The sequence below is a fragment of the Microbacterium sp. zg-Y818 genome (assembly GCF_030246905.1).
In the GTDB taxonomy this organism is placed as follows: domain Bacteria; phylum Actinomycetota; class Actinomycetes; order Actinomycetales; family Microbacteriaceae; genus Microbacterium.
Genome location: NZ_CP126741.1, coordinates 1,917,042 through 1,941,331, shown reverse-complemented (window position 1 = coordinate 1,941,331; position 24,290 = coordinate 1,917,042). Strand labels below are relative to the sequence as shown.

Here is a 24,290-nt window from a genome sequence, read left to right as displayed (position 1 = left end):
CGGCCCGGGGAGGGCTTCGGTCGTGTGTCGCAGTGTTGCGGCATCCGGCGGTGTGTGACGGACGCGTTTGTAGGTCAGGGGACGAGCGTGATCTTTCCGTCCACGCCGTGAGCCACGAGGCGGTGGGCCTCGGCGGCCTCGGTCAGCGGCAGGGTCGGGCCGAGCTCCACCTGGAAGGCGCCGGCGGCCATCAGCGCCAGGGCGACCGGCACCGCCTCGGCGCGCCACGCCTGCTGCTGGGCGGTGAGGGGCCACGGGGCCCCGCCGGAGAAGGCGCGGATGCCGAGGCGTTCGGCATCCGGCCCCCGAACGATGGTCGCGATGCGGGTGCGGTCGTCGAGCAGCTCGAACGAGGCGTCCAGCGCTTCGTCGGTGCCCGCGCAGTCGAGGATCGCGGTGACGCCGTCGCCGGCGACGGCCCGCACGCGGTCGGCCACCCCTTCGCCGTAGATCACGGGCGTGGCGCCCAGGGCGGCGACGCGGTCGGCGCGACGCTCCGACGAGGTCGCGATGACGTCGGCACCGGCCAGCCGTGCGAACTGGATGACGGCCTGGCCGACGCTGCCGGACCCGCCGTGCACGAGCAGGGTCTCGCCCGCACCGATCGCGAGCGACCGCACGCACTGGTAGGCGGTGCCGACCGGAATGCCGAGAGCCGCGCCCATGGCGGCGCTGACGGCGGCCGGGCGGGCGAAGACCTTGTCGGCGGCGGCGACGACCTCTTCGGCGTAGCAGCCGTTGACACCCGAGATCACGACCGGGTCGCCGGGGCGGAACCCGTCGACGTCGTCTCCGACGGCGGTGACGATGCCGGCGGCATCCATCCCCAGATGGCGGGGCTTGTCGACGCTCGGCGGCGCCGAGGCCCGCAGTCCCGAGCGCAGCTTGGCATCGATCGGGTTGACGCCGGCGGTCTGGATGCGCACCGCCACCTGCCCGGCACCCGGCTCGCGGGTGGGCACGTCGATCTCGTGCAGCACTTCGGGATCACCGAACTCGGTGTAGACGATCGCACGGGACATCGGAACCTCTTCCGTAGGGGAACGGCTCTATCCTCGCAGAGCCTTCTGGATCCGTTGCGGTGAAACCGGTTCGGCGGTGCCGAGGCGCTGCGCGAACAGGCTCACCCGGTATTCCTCGAGCAGCCAGCGGACGTGCGCGAGGTTCGGCGGCGCATCCTCGGCGAGGGGGATCGTCCCCCCAGCCTCGGCGTAGAGCGCCGCCATGCGCTCATACTCCGTGAGGCGCTGGCGATCGCGGCCGGGGTTGTCGCCCAGCTGGGCGACGCGCTCCGCGGCGCCTGCCAGATAGCGCGGCAGCTGCGCCAGGCGGGCGATGCCGATGCGCGAGACGAAGCCGGGGAACACCAGGCCCGCGAGCTGGCCCTTGATGTCGCCGAGCGCGGCGAGCAGCGTCATGGAGTTCTGCGCGCGCACCGCCTTCTCGACGTCGCGGGCGGCGGTCAGGATGCGGGCGGTCAGCGACACCGTCTGGAACAGTTCGTCCACGACGACGCGGGAGAACTCCGCGCGGACGCGGGCGAAGTCCGCAGGCGCCCGCACGACCGCTCCCGGCACCGTGCGGGCGAGCACGGCGTCGGCGACGGCCACGCGCGCGTCTTCGATGAGGGCCTTCGCAGACGGATAGGGCGATGCCGCGAGGGCGAGCTTCTCGTGCGCGGTCAGATGCTCCAGCACGTACGGGGCGGGCGAGGGGACCGTCAGCAGCAGCAGACGGCGCACCCCGGCGTGTGTCAGCCGCTCGGCGGCCTCGGGGGTGGCCTGGATCCGCAGCGCGACGGACGCGCCCTCGTCGACCAGCGACGGATACCCGCGCACCACGCCGCCCGCGACGCGCGTGTCGACGAGCGCCGGCAGGTCGCCGATCGTCCAGTCCACCAGGCCCGTCTGCTCCGCGACGCCCGCGCTCCCGGTTCCCGCGCCGGCAACGCCGGAAGGGCCCGCGGGACCGAACCCGGGCGCGGCGCCAGGCGCCGAGCCGACGGCACCGGGACGCGGCGGCCGGTCGCCGCGCGGCGCGGTGAGCGACTTCGTCACCGCGCCGCGGGCGCGATCGGCGAGCCTGTCCTGCAGGGCGCGCAGGTCGCGATCGGATGCCACGGTGCGGCCACGTTCGTCCACCGCCCGGAACGACATCCACAGGTGCCCGGGGACCCGCTCGAGATCGAAGTCCGAGGCGGTGACGGGCTGGTTCGACACACGCTGCACTCGGGCGGCGAGAGCTTCGCGCAGCGGGCGGGGCGGCAGCCCGTCGTGGGACTCGGGACCGTCGCCGGCGAGCTCGTCGGCGAAGCGGGAAGCCCAGTCCGCGGCCGGGACGACGCTGCGGCGGATCGCCTTGGGCAGCGCCCGCAGCAGTCCCGCGATGAGCTCACCGCGCAGCCCCGGCACCTGCCAGTCGAACCCGTCCGGTTTCAGCTGGGCCAGCAGGGCGAGCGGCACCACGACGCTCACCCCGTCGTCGGGGGCGCCGGGCTCGAAACGGTACGCCAGCGAGAGCACCTGGTCGCCCTGCTGCCAGCGCATCGGAAAGTCGCGTTCATCCGCGCGCGAGGCGTCGTCGACGAGGTCGGCCTCGGAGAGGTCCAGCAGCCGCGGGGTCCGTGCCGAGGCTTCGCGCCACCACGCCTCGAACGAGCGCACGTCATAGACGTCCTGCGGCACGCGGGAAGCGTAGAAGGCGTAGACGGCCTCGTCGCCGGCCAGGATGTCGCGGCGACGCTCCCGCTCCTCGATCTTCTCGAGCCGCCTGCGCAGCTCGAGGTTGCGGCGCTCGAACGCGGTGAGCCGCTTGTCGAGGTGGGTGACGTTCCAATCGCCGTCCACCAGGGCGTGGCGCAGGAACAGCTCACGCGCGAGGGGACGGTCGATGCGGGCCAGCTGCACGCGGCGGCGGGGCACGATCTCGAGCCCGAACAGCGTCACCTTCTCGGCGGCGACGGCCGCGCCGGCATCCTTCGACCAGTGCGGGTCGCTGAGGGTGCGGTGCGCCAGGTCGCCGGCGAGCTCTTCGGCCCACTCCGGGTCGATCGCGGCGACCGTGCGGGCGTACAGGCGCGACGTCTCGACGAGCTCGGCGGCCATGACGGCGTCGGGCGAGGCCTTGCGCAGCCCCGACCCGGGGAAGATGGCGAAGCGGGCGCCGCGGGCACCGCGGTACTCCGCGCGCGGGCGGCCCTTCGGCGCCTTGGCAGCCCGACCGCCGGTCGCGGTCGCCGAGGAGGTCGAGCGGGTGTCGAGGATGCCGAGATGCGACAGGAGCCCGGAGAGGATCGCCCGGTGCACCCGGGCGGGGTCGGCGGCGCCGTCCTGCGGCCGCGGGGCGGCCGTCAGCTGCCGAAGCTGCCGGTGCACGTCGAACCATTCCCGGACCCGCACGTAGTTCAGGTGCTCGGCACGGCACATCCGGCGAAACGCGCTCGAGCCGAGCTCGGACTGCTGCTCGCGCAGGTGGTTCCACAGGTTCAGCAGGCTGAGGAAGTCGCTGGTGGGGTCGGTGAACCGCGCGTGCAGGCGGTCGGCCTCTTCACGGCGCTCCTCGGGGCGCTCCCGCACGTCCTGGATCGACAGACCTGCGACGATCGCCAGCACGTCACCGGCGACCTCGAGGCGCCGTGCCTCGATGAGCATGCGCGCGAAGCGGGGATCGATGGGGAGTCGGGCGATCTCGCGCCCGATGTCGGTGAGGCGCCAGGCTCCGCGGGTCCGCCCGGTCCCTGAGCCTGTCGAAGGGCCGCTCCCTGAGCCCGTCGAAGGGCGCACGGCCCCGAGCTCGACCAGCAGGTCGAATGCCGCCTTCACGCCGCGGGAGTCCGGGGGAGTGAGGAAGGGGAACTCGGTGATGTCGCCGAACCCGAGCGCCAGCATCTGCAGGATGACCGACGCGAGGCTCGTGCGCAGGATCTCGGGCTCGGTGTACTCCGGCCGGGAGGTGAAGTCCTCTTCGGTGTACAGCCGGATCGCAATGCCATCCGATGTGCGGCCCGCGCGCCCGGAGCGCTGCTGTGCCGACGCCTGCGAAACCGCCTCGATCGGCAGCCGCTGGATCTTGGATCGGGCGCTGTAGCGCGAGATACGGGCGGTGCCGGCGTCGATGACGTACTTGATGCCCGGGACGGTGAGGCTCGTCTCGGCGACGTTGGTCGCCAGGATCACGCGGCGGCGGAGCCCTGCCACCGTCGAGCGCTCGAACACCCGGTGCTGCTCGGCCGACGACAGCCGGCCGTAGAGGGGCAGCACCTCGGTGGGCGCGGTGTCGCTCGCGTACATGCCGCGGACGGCATCCATCGCATCGCGGATCTCGGCTTCACCGGGCAGGAACACCAGCACGTCGCCGGCCGGCTCGCGATCGAGCTCTCGCAGGGCGCCCAGCAGTGCGTCGACGTCGTCGGGGCCGTCATCGTCGGAACCGGCCTCGGCGACGCGGCCGCGGTAGCGGATCTCCACCGGGTACGTGCGTCCGGACACCTCGATGATGGGCGCCGGGTTGCCTGCGGCATCCGCGAAGTGCTTCGCGAAGCTCTCGGGATCGATCGTCGCCGACGTGACGATGATCTTGAGATCGGGGCGGCGGGGCAGGATGCGACGGAGGTACCCGATGAGGAAGTCGACGTTCAGCGACCGTTCGTGCGCCTCGTCGATGATGATCGTGTCGTAGCGGCGCAGCAGCTTGTCGCGGTGGATCTCGTTGAGCAGGATGCCGTCGGTGACGAGCGCCACGCGGGTGTCGGCCGAGACGTTGTCGGTGAAGCGCACCTTGTAGCCGACCGTGGTGCCCAGCGGCACCTGCATCTCCTCGGCCACGCGCTCGGCGATGGTGCGCGCGGCGATGCGGCGGGGCTGCGTGTGCGCGATGCGGGTGCGGCCGAGCTCCAGGCAGATCTTCGGCAGCTGCGTGGTCTTGCCGGATCCCGTCGCACCGGCGACGATGACCACCTGGTTCTCGGCGATGGCGCGCGCGATCTCGTCCCGCGCGGCGCTGACGGGCAGCTCGGGCGGGTAGACGATGACGGGCTCTGGTGCGGACACAGCCCTCCATCGTATGCCCGCGGATGCCGGCTCGGTGCGCGGCGGCGCGGGGCGGCGGCCGGCGCACGAGGACAGGAGGACTCACCGGGACAGGACGATCGGGCGCGAAACCACCTGTGCCGGTGATTCTTCCTGCGTCGAGGCGGGCGCCGTGGCGGATGCGGCGGGCCGGTGGATGCCGCGCTCGCGCGGATGCGCGACGGGCTCAGGCCTCTTGGAACGCCGAGGCCGCCACGATCGCGTCGAAGTACGACAGCAGCGTGTGCGGGATGTCACCCAGCGGCGTGGTCAGCACGACGGTGAGCAGGCGCTTGGTCCCCGGGAGCGGGTACCAGTACTGCGCGACGAGGCGCCGCTGGGTGTACCGCTCGCCGTCCTCGATTTCGACCGTCTCCTCGATCTCGTGGACCCGCACGACGTCGCCGTCCATGCAGCGCCGCCTCACCATGGTCTCGGCGCGCGACGGGTCCATCAGCGGGATCGACTTCTCGAACACCGCGAGCACGGATGCCGCGTCCGTGCCGATCGCGGGACTCATCCGCATCCGCTCGTCTTCGAACACCGTGAGGGTCGCCGACATGGGCTGACCGGGGCCGAGCTCGGTCTGGATCATCAGAAGCTGCGCATCGGCGTCGGCGGCCGCCGTGGCGGCCTTGCCCAGCTCGTCGCGCAGACGCGCGCGGCCCGTCGCACGGTCGTCTGCCCGGCCGAGCACGCCGGTGGCGATCTGCTTGGTGGAATCGGCGATCGCCTCGGGCGAAGTCAGGTCGATCCGCCACCACGTCCCGACCATGCGGAAGACCAGCTGGCGCGTGGCATCGGTCGTGGTCATCCGGCGCTCAGCTCCGACAGATCCGCGCCGATCAGCTGCAGGCTGGAGCTGAGCCACACCCACTCCACGTCGGCGGGAAGCCCCTCTCCGGCGGGCGACAGATCGAGGATGACGTCTGTGTCTGCGGCCGACCGGGCCAGGATCTTCAGGTCGTCGATGTCGGACTTGGCGTTCTGCAGCGCCGCGACGGCGATGTTGACGACGGTCTCGGTACTTACCGGCTCGTCTCCCGAGATCGACACCGCGATGCTCATCACGCGGGCCATACCCGACTCGGTGACTTTGACGGTGAGCACGTCGGCGACGCGCGGGTCGGACGCGGCCACGGCGTCGGTGACGGTGGTCATGGTGGTTTCCTCCTGGTCGGATTGCGTCGCCGTCGGGCCGGTCGACGCGGGGGCGCAGCTGCTGAACAGCCCCACCAGCACCACGACCGTGGTGAGGCGGATCGCGTGTCGTCGGCGCGCTTTCGTCATTCGGACCACCCGTAGTACCTCTGCTGGTATCCGTAGGCGTTGTCGTCGCCCGTGAAGTACGCGTCGAGGTCGTCGGTGGTCCCGGCCGGCACCATGCCGACCCGGTTCTGCAGCGTCTGGTCGTAGGCGTCGGCGCTGTGGATGCCGTGCAGGCCCTCGTCCGCGCGCGGGGACTCGGTCTGGATCGTGGTCCAGTTCGGCTGCTGCCGCGCCTGGCCGTCCAGTCCGAGCGTGACGACGGAGTCCAGATGCGGGACGGGATCGCCGTCATGCTGCACCGAGACGACCTGGACGCTCGACGGGATGGGCATGTGGTCGATCGGGGCGCCGGCGGCGACGACCGCAGACCAGTTGTAGTCCCGGTTGTAGGCGGCCAGGGTGCCCGCCATGATTCCGCCCTGGCTGAAGCCGACGAGCATGACCGGATCGTTCGGGCCGACACCGGCCTGCTGCATCGCCTCGATGACGGCGCGCTCGTACTGCGAGCGCAGCGACGGGGTCAGCACGAGCGCGAGGTTGCTGTCGAGGTCGTGCACGCCTCCCTGGTCGCCGTTGAGGCGGGAGAGCCATTCCTGAGTGCTCGGCAGCGCGACACGCCACCTCACCACGCCGTCGGCATCGACGACCCGCGTCACGCCGACGACGGTCTCCTCCACCCCGGTCACCTCACCATCCGCGTCATAGGTGCGCCCCAGGGTGTCGACGAAGCCGGCGTCGGCGAGAGCCCCGGACAGATCGGACGGCTGGCCCGGGTCGTCCCCGGCCTCGTGATCGGTGAGGTCCCGCTGGTCGACGGACGGGGTCGGCTTGCCCACATCCGACAGCACGCTGGCGAGGAGGAATCCGGCCAGCACCGTCGTGACGAGGGCGGCGATGGCCGGCCCGATGACGGGGATCATCGCCAGGAGCGCGTACACGAGCAGCAGGATCACGGCGACGCCCAGCAGCGCGACGAGGGTCGAGACGAGGCGCTGCAATTCGGCGTAGACGTCGGCGAGGAAGCCGCCGACCCACCGGGCGATGGTGGCAAGGAAGTCGCCGACGTCGTCGAGGAAGTTCTTGACCTTGTCCCAGAACCCCTCGTTCGTGCCGTCGATGGCGGAATCGATGCGGTCAATCGCGATCTGAGCCGCGCGCTCCATGTCCTGGCGGGCGGCGTCGAGCTCGATGCGCGCGGCGTCGGCTGCGGCATCCATGCGGGCGTTGCGCGCTCGGGCGGCCTCGACCTCGCTCGCCGCGGTGCGAAGGTTCCCCGCCGGAGCATCGGCTTCTTCCAACTGCTCCAGGCGTCGCTCGGACACCAGCAGTTCGTACTCGGCGGTGGCGCCGCCGGCATTGGCCCGGGCCTCGGCGATCTCGGCGTCGTCGGCCCTTTCGTGGGCGGCCTTCAGTGCCACGGCATACTCCACCAGCGCGCGGGCCGTGCCGGAATAGCGTTCGTGCGCCCGGTCGAGGTCGCGGGCGACCTCGGCGCTGCGGTCGCGGATGACGTCCATCGAGCGGGCGGTGCTGTCATACGCGATGGCGCGCAGGTCATCTGCGGCCTGCTGGATGAGCGAGGCCGAGGAGACGTAGGAGGCGGAGCGTTCCGCGAGGGAGGTCGGGTTTCCGGGCAGGACGCTCATCGGGTTGCTCCGTCGGTGCTGTCGTCGGCGACGAGGTGTCGCGCCCACGAGGGGACTTCGGACTCATCGAGGATGGCAGGGAGGGTCTTGTAGACGGGTCCGCCGGTCGCGGGTCCGACCACGGGGCGTCCGTCGTTGTAGTCCTGAGGGTTGGGGATCGGCTCGAGACGGGGTCCGCCCGATCCGGGCCCGAAGCCGATGATGCCGGCGCCGGCGCCACCGGCGCTGCCGGATCCCGGTGTAGGGGACGGCGCGGGCGTCGGTGACGGACCCGGGGACGGCGATGGCGTGGGTGACGGACCCGGCGACGGCGATGGCGTCGGTGACGGCCCCGGCGACGGGGATGGCGTGGGGGCGGGTCCCGGGGCAGGGGCACCGGGTGCCGGTCCGCCCGGCGCGGGCTGCGGCGCGGGGTCGGGAGCGTTCTGTGCCGGCTCGAGGGCGGCCGCGAGGTCGGTGTCGAGGTCGCTGAAGGTGTCGACCACCGCGCGGAGATAGTCCGCGATGAATTGCAGATTGTCTTCGAGCTTTCCTCGGGCGATGTCCCACTTGTCGCCGAACTCGCGCACCTTCCCGCCGAGACGGTCGTGGCCGGTGTCGGCGGCGGCAGCGCCCGCGATGCTCTCGGCGCGGGCGAAGCTGCTCGCCACCGTCTCAGCCGTGCGGGCGCTGCTGCGCAGCTCCGCGAAGTCCAGTTTCAGATCGACCATGGCCGTTTCCCTCCCGCTCAGACGACGAAGCGGGGCCGGCCGAAAGGACCGGCCCCGCTTCTGGGACTGTGATCAGCCGATCGAAGAGGCCAGCTGCTCGTCCGTGGACTGCAGCGCCGAAGCGGCCTTCTCGAGGAACTGCGCCATGCCGTCGATGCCCTGCACGGTGCGCTGGGCGCCCGAGGTGAACTGCTCGTAGGAGGAGTCGAAGGCACCCGAGGCGCGGGTCGTGGTGAAGCCGTCCTGCACGAGCTGGCTGACCAGGGAGCGCAGCTCCTGCAGCTTGCCCTCCAGGTCGGACTGGCCCGCACGCAGACGGTTCGCGGCGCTCTGCATCTGGTCGTACGTGACGTTGAGGTTCGCCATTGTCTCACTCCTTGTGTCCGGAAGCGGCAGTTCCTCTGCCGACATGTTCAACCTATGGGACCGCTATGGCGTCGGCCAATGGGGAGTACTCCCCATCTTTCGGGGCCGCCTCGCCGACGAGCGGGAACTGCACCCGCACCGTCTTGCCGCTGGCGGCGAGCATGGCGCGGCCGACGGGGAATTCGCGCTTGAGCAGCCGTGGGAACGCCGTCTTGAGCACCACCTCGCCGTCGTGCGTGTCCGGCTGCAGCACCACACCGCGGCGGGCCGATTTGATGTCGCCCAGCAAGCCGAAGCCCGTGGTCCAGTCGCTCGTCTCGCCCTCGGCGACGAGCAGGCCGTCGCCGCGCTTGACCCGCTTGGCGAAGTCCGACAGCGGCATCTCGGCGAGGGAGGTAGCGTACTCCGAGGCGCCTTCGAGGAAGACCGCGACTCCTTCGAGTCCCCGCTCGTCCTGCAGGATGCTGTCGATGAGCCGGCTCGCCGAGCCGCCGTCGACGGCGCTGTCGTCCCAGGCCACGGCATCGCGCAGCGGCGACCGCGCGCTGCCGATGTAGTACCGCCGTACCGCGGGGTTCGCCCGCCGTACCGCCTCTGCCATGGCGTGGAGCGCATTCGAGCGGCCGCTCTGCGGGGCGCCCGCCAGCACGAAGAGCCCGTTGGGGTCGAAGGCGATGGGACCGAGCGTGTCGCCGGACAGACCCAGCACCGGGCGGCCGTCGAGGTGGGGCGGCAGGTCGTCCATGCTGAACGCCTCGGGCAGCGCCCGAACCGGCGGCGCTTCGGCGCGGTCCTGTCGGCGCATGGCTTCGGCGAACTCGCCGATCGCCTGCGCCTGGGCGCGCGGGTCGGTCGTGCCGGCGATGACGGCGATCTGCGTCTCGAGCCCGTCGACGATGGCACGACCGGCGACCGACTCGGGCGACAGCACGTCGCGAGGAGCCCCGACCATCGCGTAGGCGTCGGAGTCCGACAGGCGCAGCACCACACGCTTCTGGATGGTGGACTGCAGCGCCGTGGGCACCGCCTGGCCGCGGTCGGCGGTGAGTGCGACGTGGATGCCGACCGAGCGGCCGTCGGTCATGATCTGCTGGAACACCTGGTACGCGTCGGCCCGCCCGGTGACCGCCTCGTACTCGGAGCGGAACGTGGGGAAGCCGTCGATCAGCACCAGGATCCGCGCCTCGTCGGGACGCCCCGCCAGTGAGCGGTACTGCGAGATCGTGCCGGCGTTGACCGCGGCATACGCCTCACCGCGACGGTCGAGCTCCGCTTTCAGCATGCGGAACAGGCGGGTCACCCTCTCGCCGGCGTCGGCGGGGATGACCGCGCCGACGTGCGGCATCGCCTCGAGCATACGCAAGCCGCCGGAGCCGAAGTCGAGGCCGTACACGTGCACGGGGCCCCCGCGCGGGGTGATGCCCGCTGCGACGGCGAGGGTGCGCAGCGTCGAGCTCTTGCCCGCGCCGCCGGTGCCGAAGATCGCAAGGTGGCCCTCGTTGTCGGGCTCGAAGTACACGGTGTCCTGCGCCTGGCGCTGGGGCACGTCCTGCACGCCCAGCAGCAGCTTCTCATCGGTGCGCTGCCGCAGCAGGGTGAGGTCGTAGACGGTGGCGAGCTCGTCGAGCCACGGACGGCGCGGCGGCTCGATCGCGGCCGCCTGCGACGCCTGCACCATCGTCGCCACGAGGCGCTGCTGGTCGGTGGGGCCGAGATCGCGCTCCGCCGAGGCAGAGTCGGTCTTGGGGGCCTCCCACCGGCGCGGCGGGCCGAATGCGAACGACTCCAGCTCGACCTCGGGGGCGTCCTCCTCCACGAAGCTCCAGCCGCCGGTGTAGGCGGACTGGAAGACCGTGAGGCGGCCGGGTCCCGTCTTGGCCGCACCGCGGCCCGGGATGCCGGGATCGAAGCCGGCGGCATCCTTCGTGCCGATGACGTCGTCGGAGTCGACCTCGTCGGCCATGCGCAGGGCGACGCGCATGTTGGTGTTGGCGCGCAGGTTGTCCTTGATGACGCCGGCAGGGCGCTGGGTGGCCATGATCAGGTGGATGCCGAGCGAGCGGCCTCGTTGGGCGACGTCGACGACTCCGTCCACGAAGTCGGGCACCTCGTTGACGAGCGCGGCGAACTCGTCGATCACGATGACGAGCGCCGGCGGGGTGTCGGGGTCGCCGCGCTTCTCGAGCTCGAGGATGTCCTTGGCCTTCTTGCGGGTGAACAGCGTCTCGCGGTGGTGCAGCTCGGCCCGCAGGCTCACGAGCGCCCGACGCACCAGGTGGGGACTGAGGTCGGTGACCAGCCCGACGCAGTGGGGGAGCGCCGTGCACTCCGCGAAGGCCGCACCGCCCTTGTAGTCGACGAAGAGGAAGGTGACGCGCTGCGGGCTGTACTCGGCAGCCATTCCGAGCACCCAGGCCTGCAGGAACTCGCTCTTGCCGGAGCCGGTCGTGCCGCCGACAAGGGCGTGCGGGCCCTGCGCGCGCAGGTCGAGGTGCATCGCGCCGGAGCCCGCCTGTCCGACGATCGCGCGCAGCTTCGGGGTAGCCGGTGCGCGGGTGGCGGCGGAGAGGATCGAGCCGTTCTGCTCCCAGCGGTCGACGACGGCGCCGGGCGCGGTGGCCATCTCCTTGCCGATCAGCTGCAGCATCGGCACCGAGCGGGGGACGTCGCTGGTGTCGGCGCCGATCTCGCCGGCGTCGACGTACGAGGCCAGCCGGCGGCAGAACTGCGCGAACTGGGGTGCGGTGAGCCCTTCCACCTCGACGGGGGTCAGCGTGCGGCCGAGGCGCACGTAGCCGACGGCGGCCGACCCGTCGGCGCCGAGCTCGACGAAGGTGCGGCAGGCGGCGGGCAGTGCCGCGGTGTCGGGGGCCATCCAGATCGGATACACCCCTCGACCGGCGGCACGCTCGAGCACCTGGATGAGCCGCGCGCGGTCGACGGGGGCGTCATCGGAGATGAGCACGACGATCGCAGGCAGCGGTCCGTCGAATCCGTTCTCGGAGCGGGAGTCGGACCCCACCGCCGCGCCGGCGGTCAGCGCGGCCCGCTTGTCGTCGATCGCGCCCAGCTGCACCGGACCTTCCGCCCCGCGCGGCGAGCGGGCGCTGAGGGTCTCTTCGAGCCGGGACAGCAGGTTCGCCGCAGCCGAGGCGGTGTCGGCGAACGGTGCGCCGCCGAACACGGCCTCGGACTGCATGGCGTGCGGGAGCCACTTCGCGTCGGCGAACTGCGCGGCCCAGGCGGGGCCCAGCAGCCCGCCGATGACGACGTCGCTCGGGGCGTGCAGTCCCGCCAGCTGTGCGGCCAGCGCGCGACCGTACGCGGCGACGGCGGCGGTGTCGCCGGCGATGCCGAGCGCACCGGCATCCGACAGCCTCTCGACGACAGGCGTGCGGGGGACGAGCTCGTAGGTGGCGATGAGCTCTTCGAGCTGTTCCACTTGCTCGGGGACCGCGCGGTCGGTGTTGCCGGTCTCCTTCACGGTGTTGCGGGTCGGGACGTCGCCGACCCCCAGGCGCACCTGCAGGAACGACCAGTGCTCGGGCCGGCGCGTCCACACGAGCGGCGCGCACTGCTGCACGGCGTCGTAGATCTCGTGCAGGGGCACCGCTTCCCGCGCGCGGATGCGGGATTCGTCTTGCCGCTCGCGCGCCAGGCGTGCCGACAGTCGCTCCATCTGTGCGACGAAGCGGGTGTGCTCGATCTTGAGCTTGCGCCGCTGCTGCGACTTGGCCGTCGCCCACGTGCTGATCATCATCAGCGGCGAGATCGCGACGAAGATGAGGGTGATGGGTCGCTGGGTGGCGGCGAACATGGCGAGGCCGGCGATGGCGGGCAGGAGCGCGGCGGCCCAGGGGAACGGCTGCGGGTCGGCGGGGATGGGCGGGTCCGCCCCCTCCAGCTCACGACCGATGTAGCGCGGCTCCACACTCGGCGAGCGGGTGAGCCGCACTTCGCCGATGGGGGAGGACTGGGTCACCTCGGACGGCAGGAACCCGGCACGGATGACGGTGCTTCCCAGTACCGCTTCCTGCCCGTGCTGCATCTCGAGGCGACCCACCGGCGCCCCCTGCACGATGATGCCGTTCGCGGAGTTGAGGTCGATCAGCTCGATGCGGTCGCGCCCGACGTGCAGGCGCGCGTGGCGCTTTGAGACCATGGCGTCATCGAGCACGATGCCGCAGTCGTCGCCGCGCCCGATGACCGTCGAACCCCGCGGCACCGTGTAACGCCGTCCGGCGAGGCGGCCGCCGACGATCTCGATGTACGCCACATCTGCGCGCGGGGCGTCGTCGAGCCCGACGACGGCGACCTCCACGCCCGATGCCAGCGCGAGGTCGGCGAGGGTGTCGTCGGGGTCGAGTGCCTCGGACGCGCCGCCGACGGCGGGGGCGTGCGCTTCGAGGGTCACCGTGCCGGGAGCGTAGGCGGGGCCGTTGTAAGCGCCTGCTGGGTCGCGGGCGACGATCGAGTCGGCCACCTCGCCCACGCGTACGCCCGGCTCGGCGGCCAGGGCGATGTCCTCGGTCGAGCCGTCGGGACGGCGCAGGGTGACGCGGATCTTCATCGGACGCTCTTCTCACTCGCTGCCGCTGCGACCTCGAGCAGGTCGAGGTCCTGCGGCGTGACCAGGCGGGACAGGATGGCATGCTCGACCAGGCGCGCGCGGCGGTTGGTGGCGAGCTTGCCCACCCCGCCCCGCAGACCCTGCACGCCCTCGCGGTCGAGTTTGTCGCAGACGTTGTCGAGCTTGCGGTTGAAGGTCGTCAGCGGCCACCCCAGCCGGGCGGCCGCCGCGGCCGACGAGGGCAGCTGGCTGGCCCCCACCATCCCGCCGCGCAGGATGGGCTCGCACAGGGCGATCAGCAGCAGCCGCTGACTCGGCGTGAGGGTGACCGCGCCGATCGTCGTGGTGCCGTCGCCGACGTCGCTGGTCGCCTGCGGGTCGCGCCCGGTGAAGCTCGCCGCGTGATTGCGCACCCCCAGCTCGTACGTGTACGCCCCGGCGGAGAACATCACCGTCACCTCGGGGAAGACCAGCGGCACGCGCGCGCCGGCCCCGAGCACCGCCTGGTATGCACCGTCGGGTGTGGCGATGCTCACCGAGATCGACTGGCCGATGTTCGACATCCACCAGAGGTCGCCATCGGCGTCGAAGGCGAGCAGACGGCGGTGCAGGTACTGGTTGGTGTCGACTGTGAGGTCGGCGTCCCTGCCCACCGAGAACGTGGTGCCCGGCGTCGGGTGATGCCACTCCCCGCAGAACTCGATTCCGAGCGTGCCCTCAGCGGTCGCGCGCGCGTGCGTCATCGTCATCCCATCCCTCGTCGTCATAGCCCCACCAGCACACCGATGCCCGCGATGGCGGCGGCGATGACCGCCACCGTTGCCCCGATCGCGATCGCCGCGATCGCCACCCGCCGCCCCCGGGCAGGACGGCGCGGTTCGGTCGCCGCAGCAGTCGGGACCGGCGTGGCGGGCGCGGGCGCGGAGCGCACCACCGGTGCCACAACGGGCGAGCTGCGGATGCCGTACGCCTCGCGTGCCGCTTCGGCGGCCGGATCACGGGCGGTGCGTCCCGGGGACGGAGCTGCGGCGAGGGGGTCGGTGGCGGGCGCGTCGCGGTCGCCTGCCGCACCGGAGCGGCGGGCTGCGAGCTGCGTGTGCTCGTCGTCGGCGTCGTCGGCGGCGGCGGGCGGGGCGTCGGCGCCGGCGGGGGCGGACCGTCGGGCCGCGAGCCGCGTGTGCTCGTCGTCGGTTTGTCGGGCGGGCTCAGTGGGGACGCCGCTGCGGCGTGCGGCGAGCAGCGTGGCGTCGGCCGGTGGGGGAGCCTCGTCGCCCGTGCCGGCCGTTGCGCGGCTGGACAGCAGGGTGTGGTCGTCGGCGGCGACGGCACCGGGGGCGGCATCCGCGTCCGACGGCTGCTGCGCAGCGGCGGGCGGGCGGCTGGAAAGCAGAGTGTGGTCATCGGGCGCCGGTTCCGGGCTCCGGCGTGTCACGAGACGGGTGCGCTCCGGAAGGTCGGCGTCGTCGATCGCCGGCGGCATCGGGGGCGCCGCTGTCGGCGCCAGGGCGGGGATGTCGAGATTCGTCACGGGCAGGTGCAGGTCCTGCTCGATGCGCTGGAGGGTGCGGGCGAACTCCGAAGCGGTCTGCGACCGCCGGTCGGGATCCTTGGCCAGCGCGGTGATGATGAGACGCTCCAGCGCGATCGGCACGTCGTCGCGGCCGATGGGTGGAACGGCCTCGGTCAGCACCCGGGTCACGTGGGCGGTGAGGTCCGTGCGCGCTCGCGGGTCCTCGAAGGGCGTCCGTCCGGCCAGTACGGTATAGGCCGTCGCCGCGAGGGCGTAGACGTCCGAGCGGGCGTCGAAGCCGCGTCCGCTGACCAGCTCCGGGGCGGCCCACGGCACCGACACCCCGGCGGCGTCGGCCGCGGCGCCGGCGAGCGACGACAACCCGAAGTCGGTCAGCGCCGGCCACCCGTAGTCGGTGGTCAGCACGTTCGCCGGCTTGATGTCGCGGTGCAGGATTCCGGCGCGGTGCGCAGTCTCGACCGCGCCGCAGAGCCGCACGAGCGTCTGCAGCAGTTCGGGGACGCTGACCGTCCGGTGCGGGTACGTCTCGGCCAGGGTGGGGCGCGAGCAGTATTCCATCACCAGGTACGGTCGGCCGTTGTCGGCGACAGCGGCGTGATGGATGGTCACGATCGACGGGTGGGTCGACAGCGCCGCCATCAGGTTCGCTTCGCTTTCGAAGCGGGCGCGGGCGGCGGGATCATCGACGGGCTCGTGCATGATCTTCACCGCCACGAGCCGGCGCGGCAGGTGCTGCTCGTAGAGGAACACGTCGGCGTAGCCGCCCGAGCCCAGCGGGCGCTGCAGCGTGAAGCCGGGGACATCGACCGGTCCGTAGCGGGCGCTCACGGGACACCCGCGAACGTGATGCGGCTGCGGGGGCCGAGGTCTGCCACGGCGCCGTCGGTGACGAGCACCGCCTCGCCGGGGCGGATGCGTCGCGGTCCGGTGCCGAGCGCGGTGAAGACGGTGCCGTTGGTGGAGCCCAGATCCTCGAGGAGCACCTGCCACCCTTCGATGAGCACGCGCACGTGGGTGCGGGAGACGTCGGGGTCGTCGATCACGACGAGGGTGGGGATCGCGTCGCCGTCGGTGCGGTCGACCCGTGGGCTGCGGCCGATGAGCAGGGCTCCGACGAGGGGCACCTCGCGACCGTCGGGCAGCACGACGGCACCCAGCTCCGGACGCGGCACGCGCGAGAGCACCGCCCCCGTGAGCGACGCGCCGCAGCGGGTGCAGGTCACCCGCGCGAGGGGATTGGGGTGGCCGGCGACACAGACGATCCCGCTGACGGCGGCGGCCGGTTCCTCTAGCGCGTGCTCTTCGTCATCGTCGTCGGGCGGTCGGACGGCCGCTGCCTCGACGCCGAAGTGGATCGTGGCACCGAAGAGGTCGTCGTAGCGTCCGGTCGCGGGGCCGTCGGCCCGTGCCGCGGCCAGCGGTGACGCGGGGACCGCCCGAGCTTCGTCGGGGGCCGTCGCCGGTTCGAGGAAGTCCGAGAACTCCAGCGTGAGTGCAGGGTCGGACGGTGACGGTGCCGGTGCCGGCACGGCGGGCGCCATGACCCAGCCGAGCTGTGACACGGCGAGGGGGCCGGGGCGTGCCGGGGTGAGCGGGAGACCCGTGCCGGGGCCCGCGTCGGCGGTGAACGCTGCCACGTCTTCCAGCCGGAACTCGCGCCAGGTGCGCAGACCGACGCCGTCGAGCTGGGTCGTGCTGCCGTCGAGGTGGGTCGCGGTCAGCCGCGCGTCGCCGCGCACGGCACCGGCCAGTACCGTGCCATCGACCTGACCGGCGAAGAAGTCCGGGAGGCCGCCCAAGCCGCCGCGCAGCATGAGGTCCAGGACGCTCTCCCAGCCGTCACCGGCGGCGGTGTGAGACAGCACCGCCCGCGCCGCGCGTGTGGCGTGGGTGCCTGAGAACAGCAGCGCCAGGTCGTCGGTGACGATGGCAGGCAGCTGACCGGGCGCAGAGGACCACTCAGCCACGGCTCCTCCTCGTGCGCATCGAGCGGAGGGTGGACACTTCGACCGTGGCGGACGTCTCGTCGGCGAAGGGCAGCCCTCCGGTGGTGGCCTCCTGCCGAGGGTTGACTCCGCCGGCGACCACATCGATGACGATCGCGGAGATGTTGTCCCGTCCGCCGTGGCCGATCGCCTGGGCGACGAGCGAACCGGCGGTCTGGCCGGGGGCACCGCCCAGGGTGAGCCCGGCGCGGATGGCCTCATCGGTGAGCTCTCCCGACAGACCGTCGGAGCAGACCAGCAGCCGTTCTCCGGTCACGATGGGAAGCAGCCAGTAGTCCGCGCGACTGCGCTCCTGGCCGATCGCACGGGTGATCACGTTGCGGCCGCGGAACGACGACATCTCGTGGCGGGCGAGCCGGCCCTCGTCGACGAGCTCCTGGGCAACGGAGTGGTCGACGGTGAGCTGTTCGAGCTGATCTGTCAGCAGCCGGTAGACGCGGGAGTCGCCGACGTTGACCACCAGCCACCGCCGTACGCCGTCCTGCCACACCGCGACGACGCCGGTGAGCGTGGACCCGGCCCCCCGCGGCCGGTTCGCGGCGATGTCCGACACCGCCGTGTGTGCGCGCTCGACGGCCGCGGCGACATCGTCGGGGGTGAGGTCGTCACGACCGGCCAGCGGCCGGAACACCTCGATGATCGCCGCGCTGGCGAGGTCCCCGGCGTCGTGACCGCCCATGCCGTCGGCCACGATGTACACCGGGTGCTCGGCGAACAGCGCATCCTCGTTGACGGGTCGCCGCAGCCCCGGGTCGGTGTGCGTGCCGCACGTGACCTGCAGACTGCTCGCGGTGGGCATGGGCGTGGCGGGCATCACGCGTCGGCGAGCAGTTCCAGGCGCGCGTCGCCCAGGAAGAAGACCCCCGACACCGTGGCGGTGCCGGTGACTTCGCTCTCATCGGCGAGGAAGACGCCGTTGGTGGATGCCAGGTCGGTCACCTTCCACCCCGAGTCGGCACGATGCAGCAAGGCGTGGGTCTTCGACACCGTGCGGGTGACGTCGTCCACCGCCACGACCTGCGCCCGCGGCATCGCAGCCGGTGCCACGGGGTTGCGTCCGAGCACCGCGGCATCCGAGAGCAGCGACACGTGTGCGCCGTCAGGGAGGACCAGCGTCCACCCGCCCAGCCGCCGCGCGGCCAGCACCGTGCGCTCATCGAGGTCCTCGTCCCCGCCGGCCGGGGTCGGAGCGGCGGCAGCGGCGGCGGGGATGGGGGCAGCGACGACCGCGGCAGGCGCGGCGGGGGTGGCCGCCACGGGTGCGGCGGCCACCGGCGCGGCGGTCACGGGCGCGGCGGTCACAGGTGCCGCCGCAGCGACGGGCTCTGAGAGGACCGGGGTGGGGACGGGGGGTGCCGCGGGCCGCGCAGCAGGGGCGGCGCTGGGAGGTGCGGGCGGCGCCCAAGGATTGCCGCCCATCGTGGGCGGCGGCGGAACGGCGGGGATCCCAGAGGCTCCCGCCGGCGCGGGGACGTGGATCGGGCCTGCTGCCGGCGAGGGGGGAGCCGAGGCGGCATCCATCGCCGGGCCGGCCGTGCCACCCAGTGTGAACGGGCTTGCGGGCGGCGGCGGCGGCGGAGCGGTCAGCGTGGGCTGCGCCATCGCGGGCGGCAGGCCGATCCACCGGGAAGATCCCCAGCCGACGATGCTCGCCCACACCGGCAGCAGCAGCGCGCCGAGCACCGTGTAACCGGCGCCCAGTCCGAATCCGCGGTTCACCCCGTGCACCATGCGGATCTGCAGGATGAGCGCGAAGACGCCGTAGCCGCCCCAGATGACGAGAGGGATGAGCAAGGCCGCGAGCACCGAAGCCCCGGCTGCCCCCGCTTCGCCGGCGGTGGCCGCGCCGATGGCGCCGGCAGTGAAGGCCCCGGCGGCCACAAGACTGCCCACTGCGGCGATGAGCCCCAGCACCGCCAGCACCACCGCCCACCAGCCGCGCATGCCGGCGAGGGTGAACAGCGTCCATGTGTTCACCACCGGCACCCATGCCTTCCAGGTGGGCAGGCTCGTCTTGCGGAAGACCGCGGCGAGCGCCAGAGCCACCCAGACATAGACCCCCACCACGAGCAGCAGCTGCATGGTCAACAGGATCACCGGCGTCTGACCGGTCATCCCGCCGTTGTAGTAGGCAAGCGCCCCCGCCACGGCCCCCGCCGTCGTCCCCACCAGGCCCGTCATCTCTGCTCCTCGATATCGTGTTGAATCCGACACCCGGTGATGTCGGTGCCGGTCGCCTTGCACACCCTAGCGGCGTTCACGGCGACCCCCGGACGGCCCGCGGCGGGCTGTGCGCGCCCTCGCCGACCTCAGGAAAGACCGCAGCGACAGGCGCGCGCGCAGGCGTGCCCACCAGCCGGCCTCGGTGGCGAAACGCGCGCGCTCCTCCTCGACGATGCGCCAGAACCGCTCGCTCTCGTCCGTGTCCGGCGGTTCGGCGTCGAACACCGAACGGTCGGCCCAGCGGGCGAGCACCGCGCCGCCGTCCGAGCCCTCGGCCCCGGCCGCGGCGTACTGCGCCGCCAGCTCGGTGCGGGTGTGCGTGCCCGGTGCCGGATAGCCGTGGTCCACGGCCGCGTCCACGTACTCGTCCCAGCCGCCGGTGAACCGCCCGACGACATCGGGGGCCTCGCGGCGGCCGCGGCGGCGCAGCACCTTCAGCACCACGACCAGCAGGAAGGGTCCCACCAGCACGAGCAGGCTCAGCAGCGCGATTCCGCCGATCCGCAGCGCCGCCCACAGCGCCGAAAGGTCGGTCTCGGTCGTCGTGTCGTCGTCCTCGCGCTCGCCGCTGTCTGCGGGATCCGCCTCGGCAGGCGGCACCGGCTCCGCGATCTCCTGCCGCACCTCGGTGGGGTTCTGCGGGTCCCGACGCTGTTCGAGGTCCGGCGTCATCCCGACCTCGTGCTGCGGTGTCACATCGAGCGGCACCCACATGCCCGAGGCATCCTGCACCTCGATCCAGGCCGCCATGTCGCCGCCGCGGCACGCCCCGTCGGCGCAGGTGCGCAGCCCCTCGGCATCCGGCCCCGCCGCGAGGCGGGCGCCCAGCACGATGCGGGCGTCGAAACCCAGCTGGTCGGCGATGAGGGCTGCGGCGACGGCGAACTGCTCGTCGTCTCCCGTGGCTGCCACCAGGGCCGCATCGTCGGTGCCGCCGACGTCGTTCTGGCGCTCGAGGAGGGCCGTGAACAGCCGGTCGATGCGGTCGGTGGAGTGTCCGGCCCTGCTGGGCTCGAACGAGTAATCGCCCAGCCCCGCCGTCCACAGCGGCGGCGCCTCGGCGTCGACGGTGAGGGCGTGGCTGAGCAGCCCTCGAGCGCGCAGCCGATCGATGAGCACTTGCAGACCCTCGCCGCCGGCCGGTGCCTCCTGCGCCCTGATCCAGTCGGTGAGGCTGTCGGGGACGAGCGCGGCGTCGATCTGCGGGGTGTCCCTCGTCGGGGCGAGGTCGACGACGGCGGGCGGCTCGGCGTCGACCGCGCCGTGCTGTCGGTAGGTGGCGCCCGGCTGCAGTCCCGGGTCGGGGAGCGCGACTCCCATGCGGGTGTCGACGTTGTAGAAGAACCCGTCGGCGCGATCGCCGCCCGTGCCGCCGTCGAAGGTGATGGCCGTGACGGAGCCGACGGTGGGCACCCAGACTCCCTCATACGCCGCGATCTGCACGTCGGCGACGATCGGCACGGTGCGGTCGGGTGCAGGCAGCGCTGACGGCACGCGCACGAACGCGGTGGTGGGGTCTGCCGAGCCCGCCTCGGGGTCGCTGACGCGGGCGACCTGCCCGTCGAAGAACGACAGCGTCGCCAGGCGCACGCGGTCGGCACCCTCGGCACCCTCGACGGTGAACAGCACGGTGTCGAATTGGTCGTCGGAGAAGAATCCGCGGTACTGCGAGAGCGGGCTCAGCTGCGCCGCGAGCTCGATACGCGGGTCGATCCCCGACCGCAGCACCTCACGCGGCTGCCCCGCGACGGCCCAGGGGCCGACGGCGACTCCGACGGTCACCGCGACGACGAGCATGCCCGCGGCGATGGCCGCGCGCCCCGCCGCCGCCGACCCTGCCCGAGCCAACGCGCGGACGCCGCTGGCCGCCTCTGCAGCGCGCAGGGCTCGCCGCCGTTCGTACCGTGTGCGCCAGACGGTGTAGACGAGGGCGGTGAGCACCGCCGCCGCGCCGGTGAAGACCTCGGCGGCCCCGGCCAGGGGGGTGCCGGCGATCACCGCAGTGCTGAGCGTGCGGGCACCGAACAGCACACCGAACGCGGTGAGCACGAGGCCCAGGGGAGCGGCCAGCACCCAGAGCCGTCGCGCGCGCCATGCCAGCGACAGTGCGGCGGTGGGGATGCCGAGGAACAGCAGGAGCGCCGGCGCGAGCGTGCTCTGGTAGGTGCCCAGCGGCAGCTCGAGCGTGAGCAGGTCCTTCCAGCCGGTGACGGGCGCGGTCAGCACCCCCAGCAGCGCCGGCAGCAGCGAGTCCGGGCGGGAGAGTGACGTCGGGGCCGCGAGCGGCACCCCGGCCGCGATGTAGGCGCCGATGGTCGCCAAGGCGACCCACCATCCCGACCATCCCCACCGGATGCCGGCGAGGGCGATGAGGTGGGCGAGCGTCAGGGCGCCGGCGACGAGCACGAGGAAGGCGGGTCCCTGGTAGATCGGCCACACCGCGACCGCGCCGACGAGGAAAAGCGCGTCCAGCAGCAGGGCGTTGGCGACGAGGAAGCGCGCGGTCGACATCGGAGGACGCCGGCGGGAGCGCCGCTGCGCCCCGGCCTCGCCGCTCACGTCTGCGCTCCTCGGGCCAGCATGTGCCTCAGATCGTCCAGCAGGCCGATCGTCAGCACCGTCACGGTTCCCAGGCGCCGGAAGCCGGGCTCGGCCTCGGGGTTGCATACGACCGCGACGACGGCGACATCGGAGGGGAAGGCGAGCGCCGCGGCCTGCAGCAGGCGCGGGGTCTGGGTGGAGCCGCAGACGAGGAACGCGATCGACGCGTCGCCGTGGGTCTCACGGGCCAGCGAGGTGACGTCGGCGAGCGGACCGACCAGGGTCGTGCGCTGGACACCGGAGAGCTCGTCCAGCAGGGTGCGGGTGCTCACGGTCGCGAGCTCCCGGATCGTCCGCACGGTGCGGCGGGCGAACTCGGGCACCTCGCCGCCCACGACGACGTCCACGTCGCGCCCGTCGCGGATGCCTCGGATGCCGATGGAGGCGGCGGCGCTGACGGCCAGCTCGAACTCGTCGTCGGTGCCGTACTCGCCCTCGCCGAGCGCGAGGGCGACGATCATGCGCGAGCGGCGGGTCTCTTCGTACTGGCGCACCATGAGAGTCCCGGTCTTGGCGGTCGACTTCCAGTGGATCTGCCGTGGCGAATCGCCGGGCACGTACTCGCGCAGGGCGTGGAAGGAGATGTCCGCGTCGACGATCATGCGCGACGCCTGACCTTCGAGGTCGCGGATGAACCCGGTGCTCGTGCTGTGCAGAGCCGTGGTCACCGGGTGGATGTACAGGGTGTGGGTGTCATCCCACGTCGCTTCGCGCTTGAGGATGCCGAGCGGGTCGCCGCGCACGGTGTGGGCGGGGCCCACCGTGATGACGCCGCGCCGCTCGGCGGGAACGACGACCTGCTGCACGTGCTCGTGCCCGTGACGCAGAATCGGCACGTAGACGTCGACGAGACCCTCGCCGACCGGGACGTCGATGCGACCGGGCAGGGCGATTCCCCGGCCGATGTTCGTGACCCGGAGCGTTCCCTGCACCTGCGCGCCGGCGACCACACGGTCGTGACCGAGAGTGAGGTCGACGTCGTAGGCGCGGGCGCTGAAGAGGAATGGCACCGAGAGCAGCAGCAGCGCCGTGGCGATCGCCCCCGCCACCGTGAACTCGACCCAGCCGAACGCCAGGCCCAGCCCGATTCCCGCCGCCGCGGCCGTCAGCAGCAGCCAGCCCGCGGGCGTGACCGTGTCCGACACCCCGCGCCAGGCGCTGATCACCGCCGTGCGGGCGCGACGCCACGCGCGGTCGCCACGTACCGCCAGCACGGTCGTGGACCGCGCGGTGGCGTAGCGCGTGCGCGCGTTCGCTGTGCCGGTGGACCCGACAGTGCGCGTGAGGCGGGACTCGGACGGAAGGGTCACACGGCATCCCGCTGACTGGGAGGCGCGGTGTCGAGCAGCACCTGGCCGATCACGGCCCCGGCGGTCACGCCGTCGAATTCCGCTTCGGGGTCGAGGATGAGTCGGTGGGCGAGTACCGGCTCGGCGAGTGCCTTGACGTCGTCGGGCGTGACGTACCCGCGGCCGTGGGCGACGGCCCAAGTCTTGGCGGCCTTGGTCAAAGCGATCGCGCCGCGCACGCTGACTCCGAGGCGCACCTCGGTGGCGAGCCGTGTCGCCCCGACGATGCGGGCGATGTAATCCAGTACCAGCGGGTTGAGGTACACGTCGCGGGCGACGTCGGCGAGGCTCACCACGCCCTGCGGCGTGATGACGGACTCCACCTCGCGGCGGGCGCTGCCGCTGCCTTCGAGGATGCGCACGGTCGCGGCGTGGTCGGGGTAGCCCAGCGACGTCTTCAGCAGGAACCGGTCGAGCTGCGCTTCGGGGAGGCGATAGGTGCCCGCCTGCTCGACGGGGTTCTGGGTCGCCACCACCAGGAACGGCACGCCGACCTGACGCGTCACGCCGTCGACGGTGACGTGGCCTTCTTCCATCACCTCGAGGAGGGCCGACTGCGTCTTCGGCGATGCGCGGTTGATCTCGTCAGCGAGCAGGATGTTCGCGAACACCGGGCCCTGGTGGAAGTCGAACTCGCCGCGCTTCTGGTCGTACACCGTGATGCCGGTGACGTCGCCCGGCAGCAGGTCGGGGGTGAACTGGATGCGCGTGCTCGTGCCCGCCACGCTCTGGCCCATCGCTCGCGCCAGCGAGGTCTTGCCCGTGCCCGGGAAATCCTCCAGCAGCAGGTGCCCCTCGGAGATCATCGCGGTGAAGGCCAGCTCGATCACGTGCCGCTTTCCCAGCACGACCTGCTCGACGTTGTCGACGAGCTTCGCGAACGTCTCCTGGAACCAGGCGGTCTGCTCGGCGGTGATGGTCATGGGTTCCTCTCGGGGCGGGACGGGGGTGCG

16 protein-coding genes are annotated in these 24,290 nt (G+C 72.4%); all 16 read right to left on the bottom strand.

Annotated elements, in window-relative coordinates; all coding sequences use genetic code 11:
• Positions 1-74: 74 nt before the first annotated feature.
• The 16 genes from QNO21_RS09010 to QNO21_RS08935 all read right to left on the bottom strand — a co-directional run bounded on the left by QNO21_RS09010 (position 75) and on the right by QNO21_RS08935 (position 24,260).
• A complete protein-coding gene (locus QNO21_RS09010; RefSeq protein WP_257519318.1) occupies positions 75-1,022 on the bottom strand; it encodes a quinone oxidoreductase family protein in 948 nt (315 codons plus the stop codon).
• 27 nt (positions 1,023-1,049) lie between these two features.
• A complete protein-coding gene (hrpA, locus tag QNO21_RS09005) occupies positions 1,050-5,048 on the bottom strand; it encodes an ATP-dependent RNA helicase HrpA (protein WP_257519317.1) in 3,999 nt (1,332 codons plus the stop codon).
• A 205-nt stretch (positions 5,049-5,253) separates the two neighbouring features.
• Positions 5,254-5,880, bottom strand: coding sequence for a hypothetical protein (locus tag QNO21_RS09000; RefSeq protein ID WP_257519316.1), 627 nt, complete (start codon positions 5,878-5,880; stop codon positions 5,254-5,256).
• Complete coding sequence (locus QNO21_RS08995) at positions 5,877-6,356, bottom strand: hypothetical protein (protein WP_257515677.1); 480 nt, start codon at positions 6,354-6,356, stop codon at positions 5,877-5,879. The genes QNO21_RS09000 and QNO21_RS08995 overlap by 4 nt, the downstream gene beginning before the upstream one ends.
• Entirely contained in the window at positions 6,353-7,981 is a 1,629-nt protein-coding gene (locus tag QNO21_RS08990) for a hypothetical protein (RefSeq protein ID WP_257519315.1), read from the bottom strand. The genes QNO21_RS08995 and QNO21_RS08990 overlap by 4 nt, the downstream gene beginning before the upstream one ends.
• Positions 7,978-8,691 carry a hypothetical protein gene (locus QNO21_RS08985; protein ID WP_257519314.1) on the bottom strand — a complete coding sequence of 238 codons (714 nt, stop codon included), beginning with the start codon at positions 8,689-8,691 and terminating at the stop codon, positions 7,978-7,980. Before QNO21_RS08985 ends, QNO21_RS08990 begins: the two co-directional genes overlap by 4 nt.
• Before the next feature lie 72 nt (positions 8,692-8,763).
• Entirely contained in the window at positions 8,764-9,057 is a 294-nt protein-coding gene (locus QNO21_RS08980; RefSeq protein WP_191717944.1) for a WXG100 family type VII secretion target, read from the bottom strand.
• 52 nt (positions 9,058-9,109) lie between these two features.
• Entirely contained in the window at positions 9,110-13,627 is a 4,518-nt protein-coding gene (locus QNO21_RS08975) for a type VII secretion EssC family protein (protein WP_257519313.1), read from the bottom strand.
• Positions 13,624-14,370: a hypothetical protein gene (locus QNO21_RS08970; protein ID WP_374211412.1), complete on the bottom strand. Its 747-nt coding sequence runs from the start codon at positions 14,368-14,370 to the stop codon at positions 13,624-13,626. The genes QNO21_RS08975 and QNO21_RS08970 overlap by 4 nt, the downstream gene beginning before the upstream one ends.
• Positions 14,371-14,390: 20 nt before the next feature.
• Positions 14,391-15,986 (bottom strand): serine/threonine-protein kinase, encoded by a 1,596-nt coding sequence (locus tag QNO21_RS08965; protein WP_257519311.1) that lies wholly within the window; start codon positions 15,984-15,986, stop codon positions 14,391-14,393.
• A complete protein-coding gene (locus tag QNO21_RS08960) occupies positions 15,983-17,125 on the bottom strand; it encodes an FHA domain-containing protein (RefSeq protein ID WP_257519309.1) in 1,143 nt (380 codons plus the stop codon). The genes QNO21_RS08965 and QNO21_RS08960 overlap by 4 nt, the downstream gene beginning before the upstream one ends.
• A complete protein-coding gene (locus QNO21_RS08955; protein ID WP_257515864.1) occupies positions 17,118-17,978 on the bottom strand; it encodes a PP2C family protein-serine/threonine phosphatase in 861 nt (286 codons plus the stop codon). Before QNO21_RS08955 ends, QNO21_RS08960 begins: the two co-directional genes overlap by 8 nt.
• Positions 17,978-19,345, bottom strand: a complete 1,368-nt coding sequence (locus QNO21_RS08950; protein WP_257519308.1) for a DUF5684 domain-containing protein — start codon at positions 19,343-19,345, stop codon at positions 17,978-17,980. Before QNO21_RS08950 ends, QNO21_RS08955 begins: the two co-directional genes overlap by 1 nt.
• A 66-nt stretch (positions 19,346-19,411) precedes the next feature.
• Positions 19,412-21,946: a transglutaminase domain-containing protein gene (locus QNO21_RS08945; protein ID WP_257519307.1), complete on the bottom strand. Its 2,535-nt coding sequence runs from the start codon at positions 21,944-21,946 to the stop codon at positions 19,412-19,414.
• Positions 21,943-23,298: a DUF58 domain-containing protein gene (locus QNO21_RS08940; protein ID WP_257519306.1), complete on the bottom strand. Its 1,356-nt coding sequence runs from the start codon at positions 23,296-23,298 to the stop codon at positions 21,943-21,945. Before QNO21_RS08940 ends, QNO21_RS08945 begins: the two co-directional genes overlap by 4 nt.
• Positions 23,295-24,260: an AAA family ATPase gene (locus QNO21_RS08935; RefSeq protein ID WP_257519305.1), complete on the bottom strand. Its 966-nt coding sequence runs from the start codon at positions 24,258-24,260 to the stop codon at positions 23,295-23,297. The genes QNO21_RS08940 and QNO21_RS08935 overlap by 4 nt, the downstream gene beginning before the upstream one ends.
• Between the last annotated feature and the right edge of the window lie 30 nt (positions 24,261-24,290).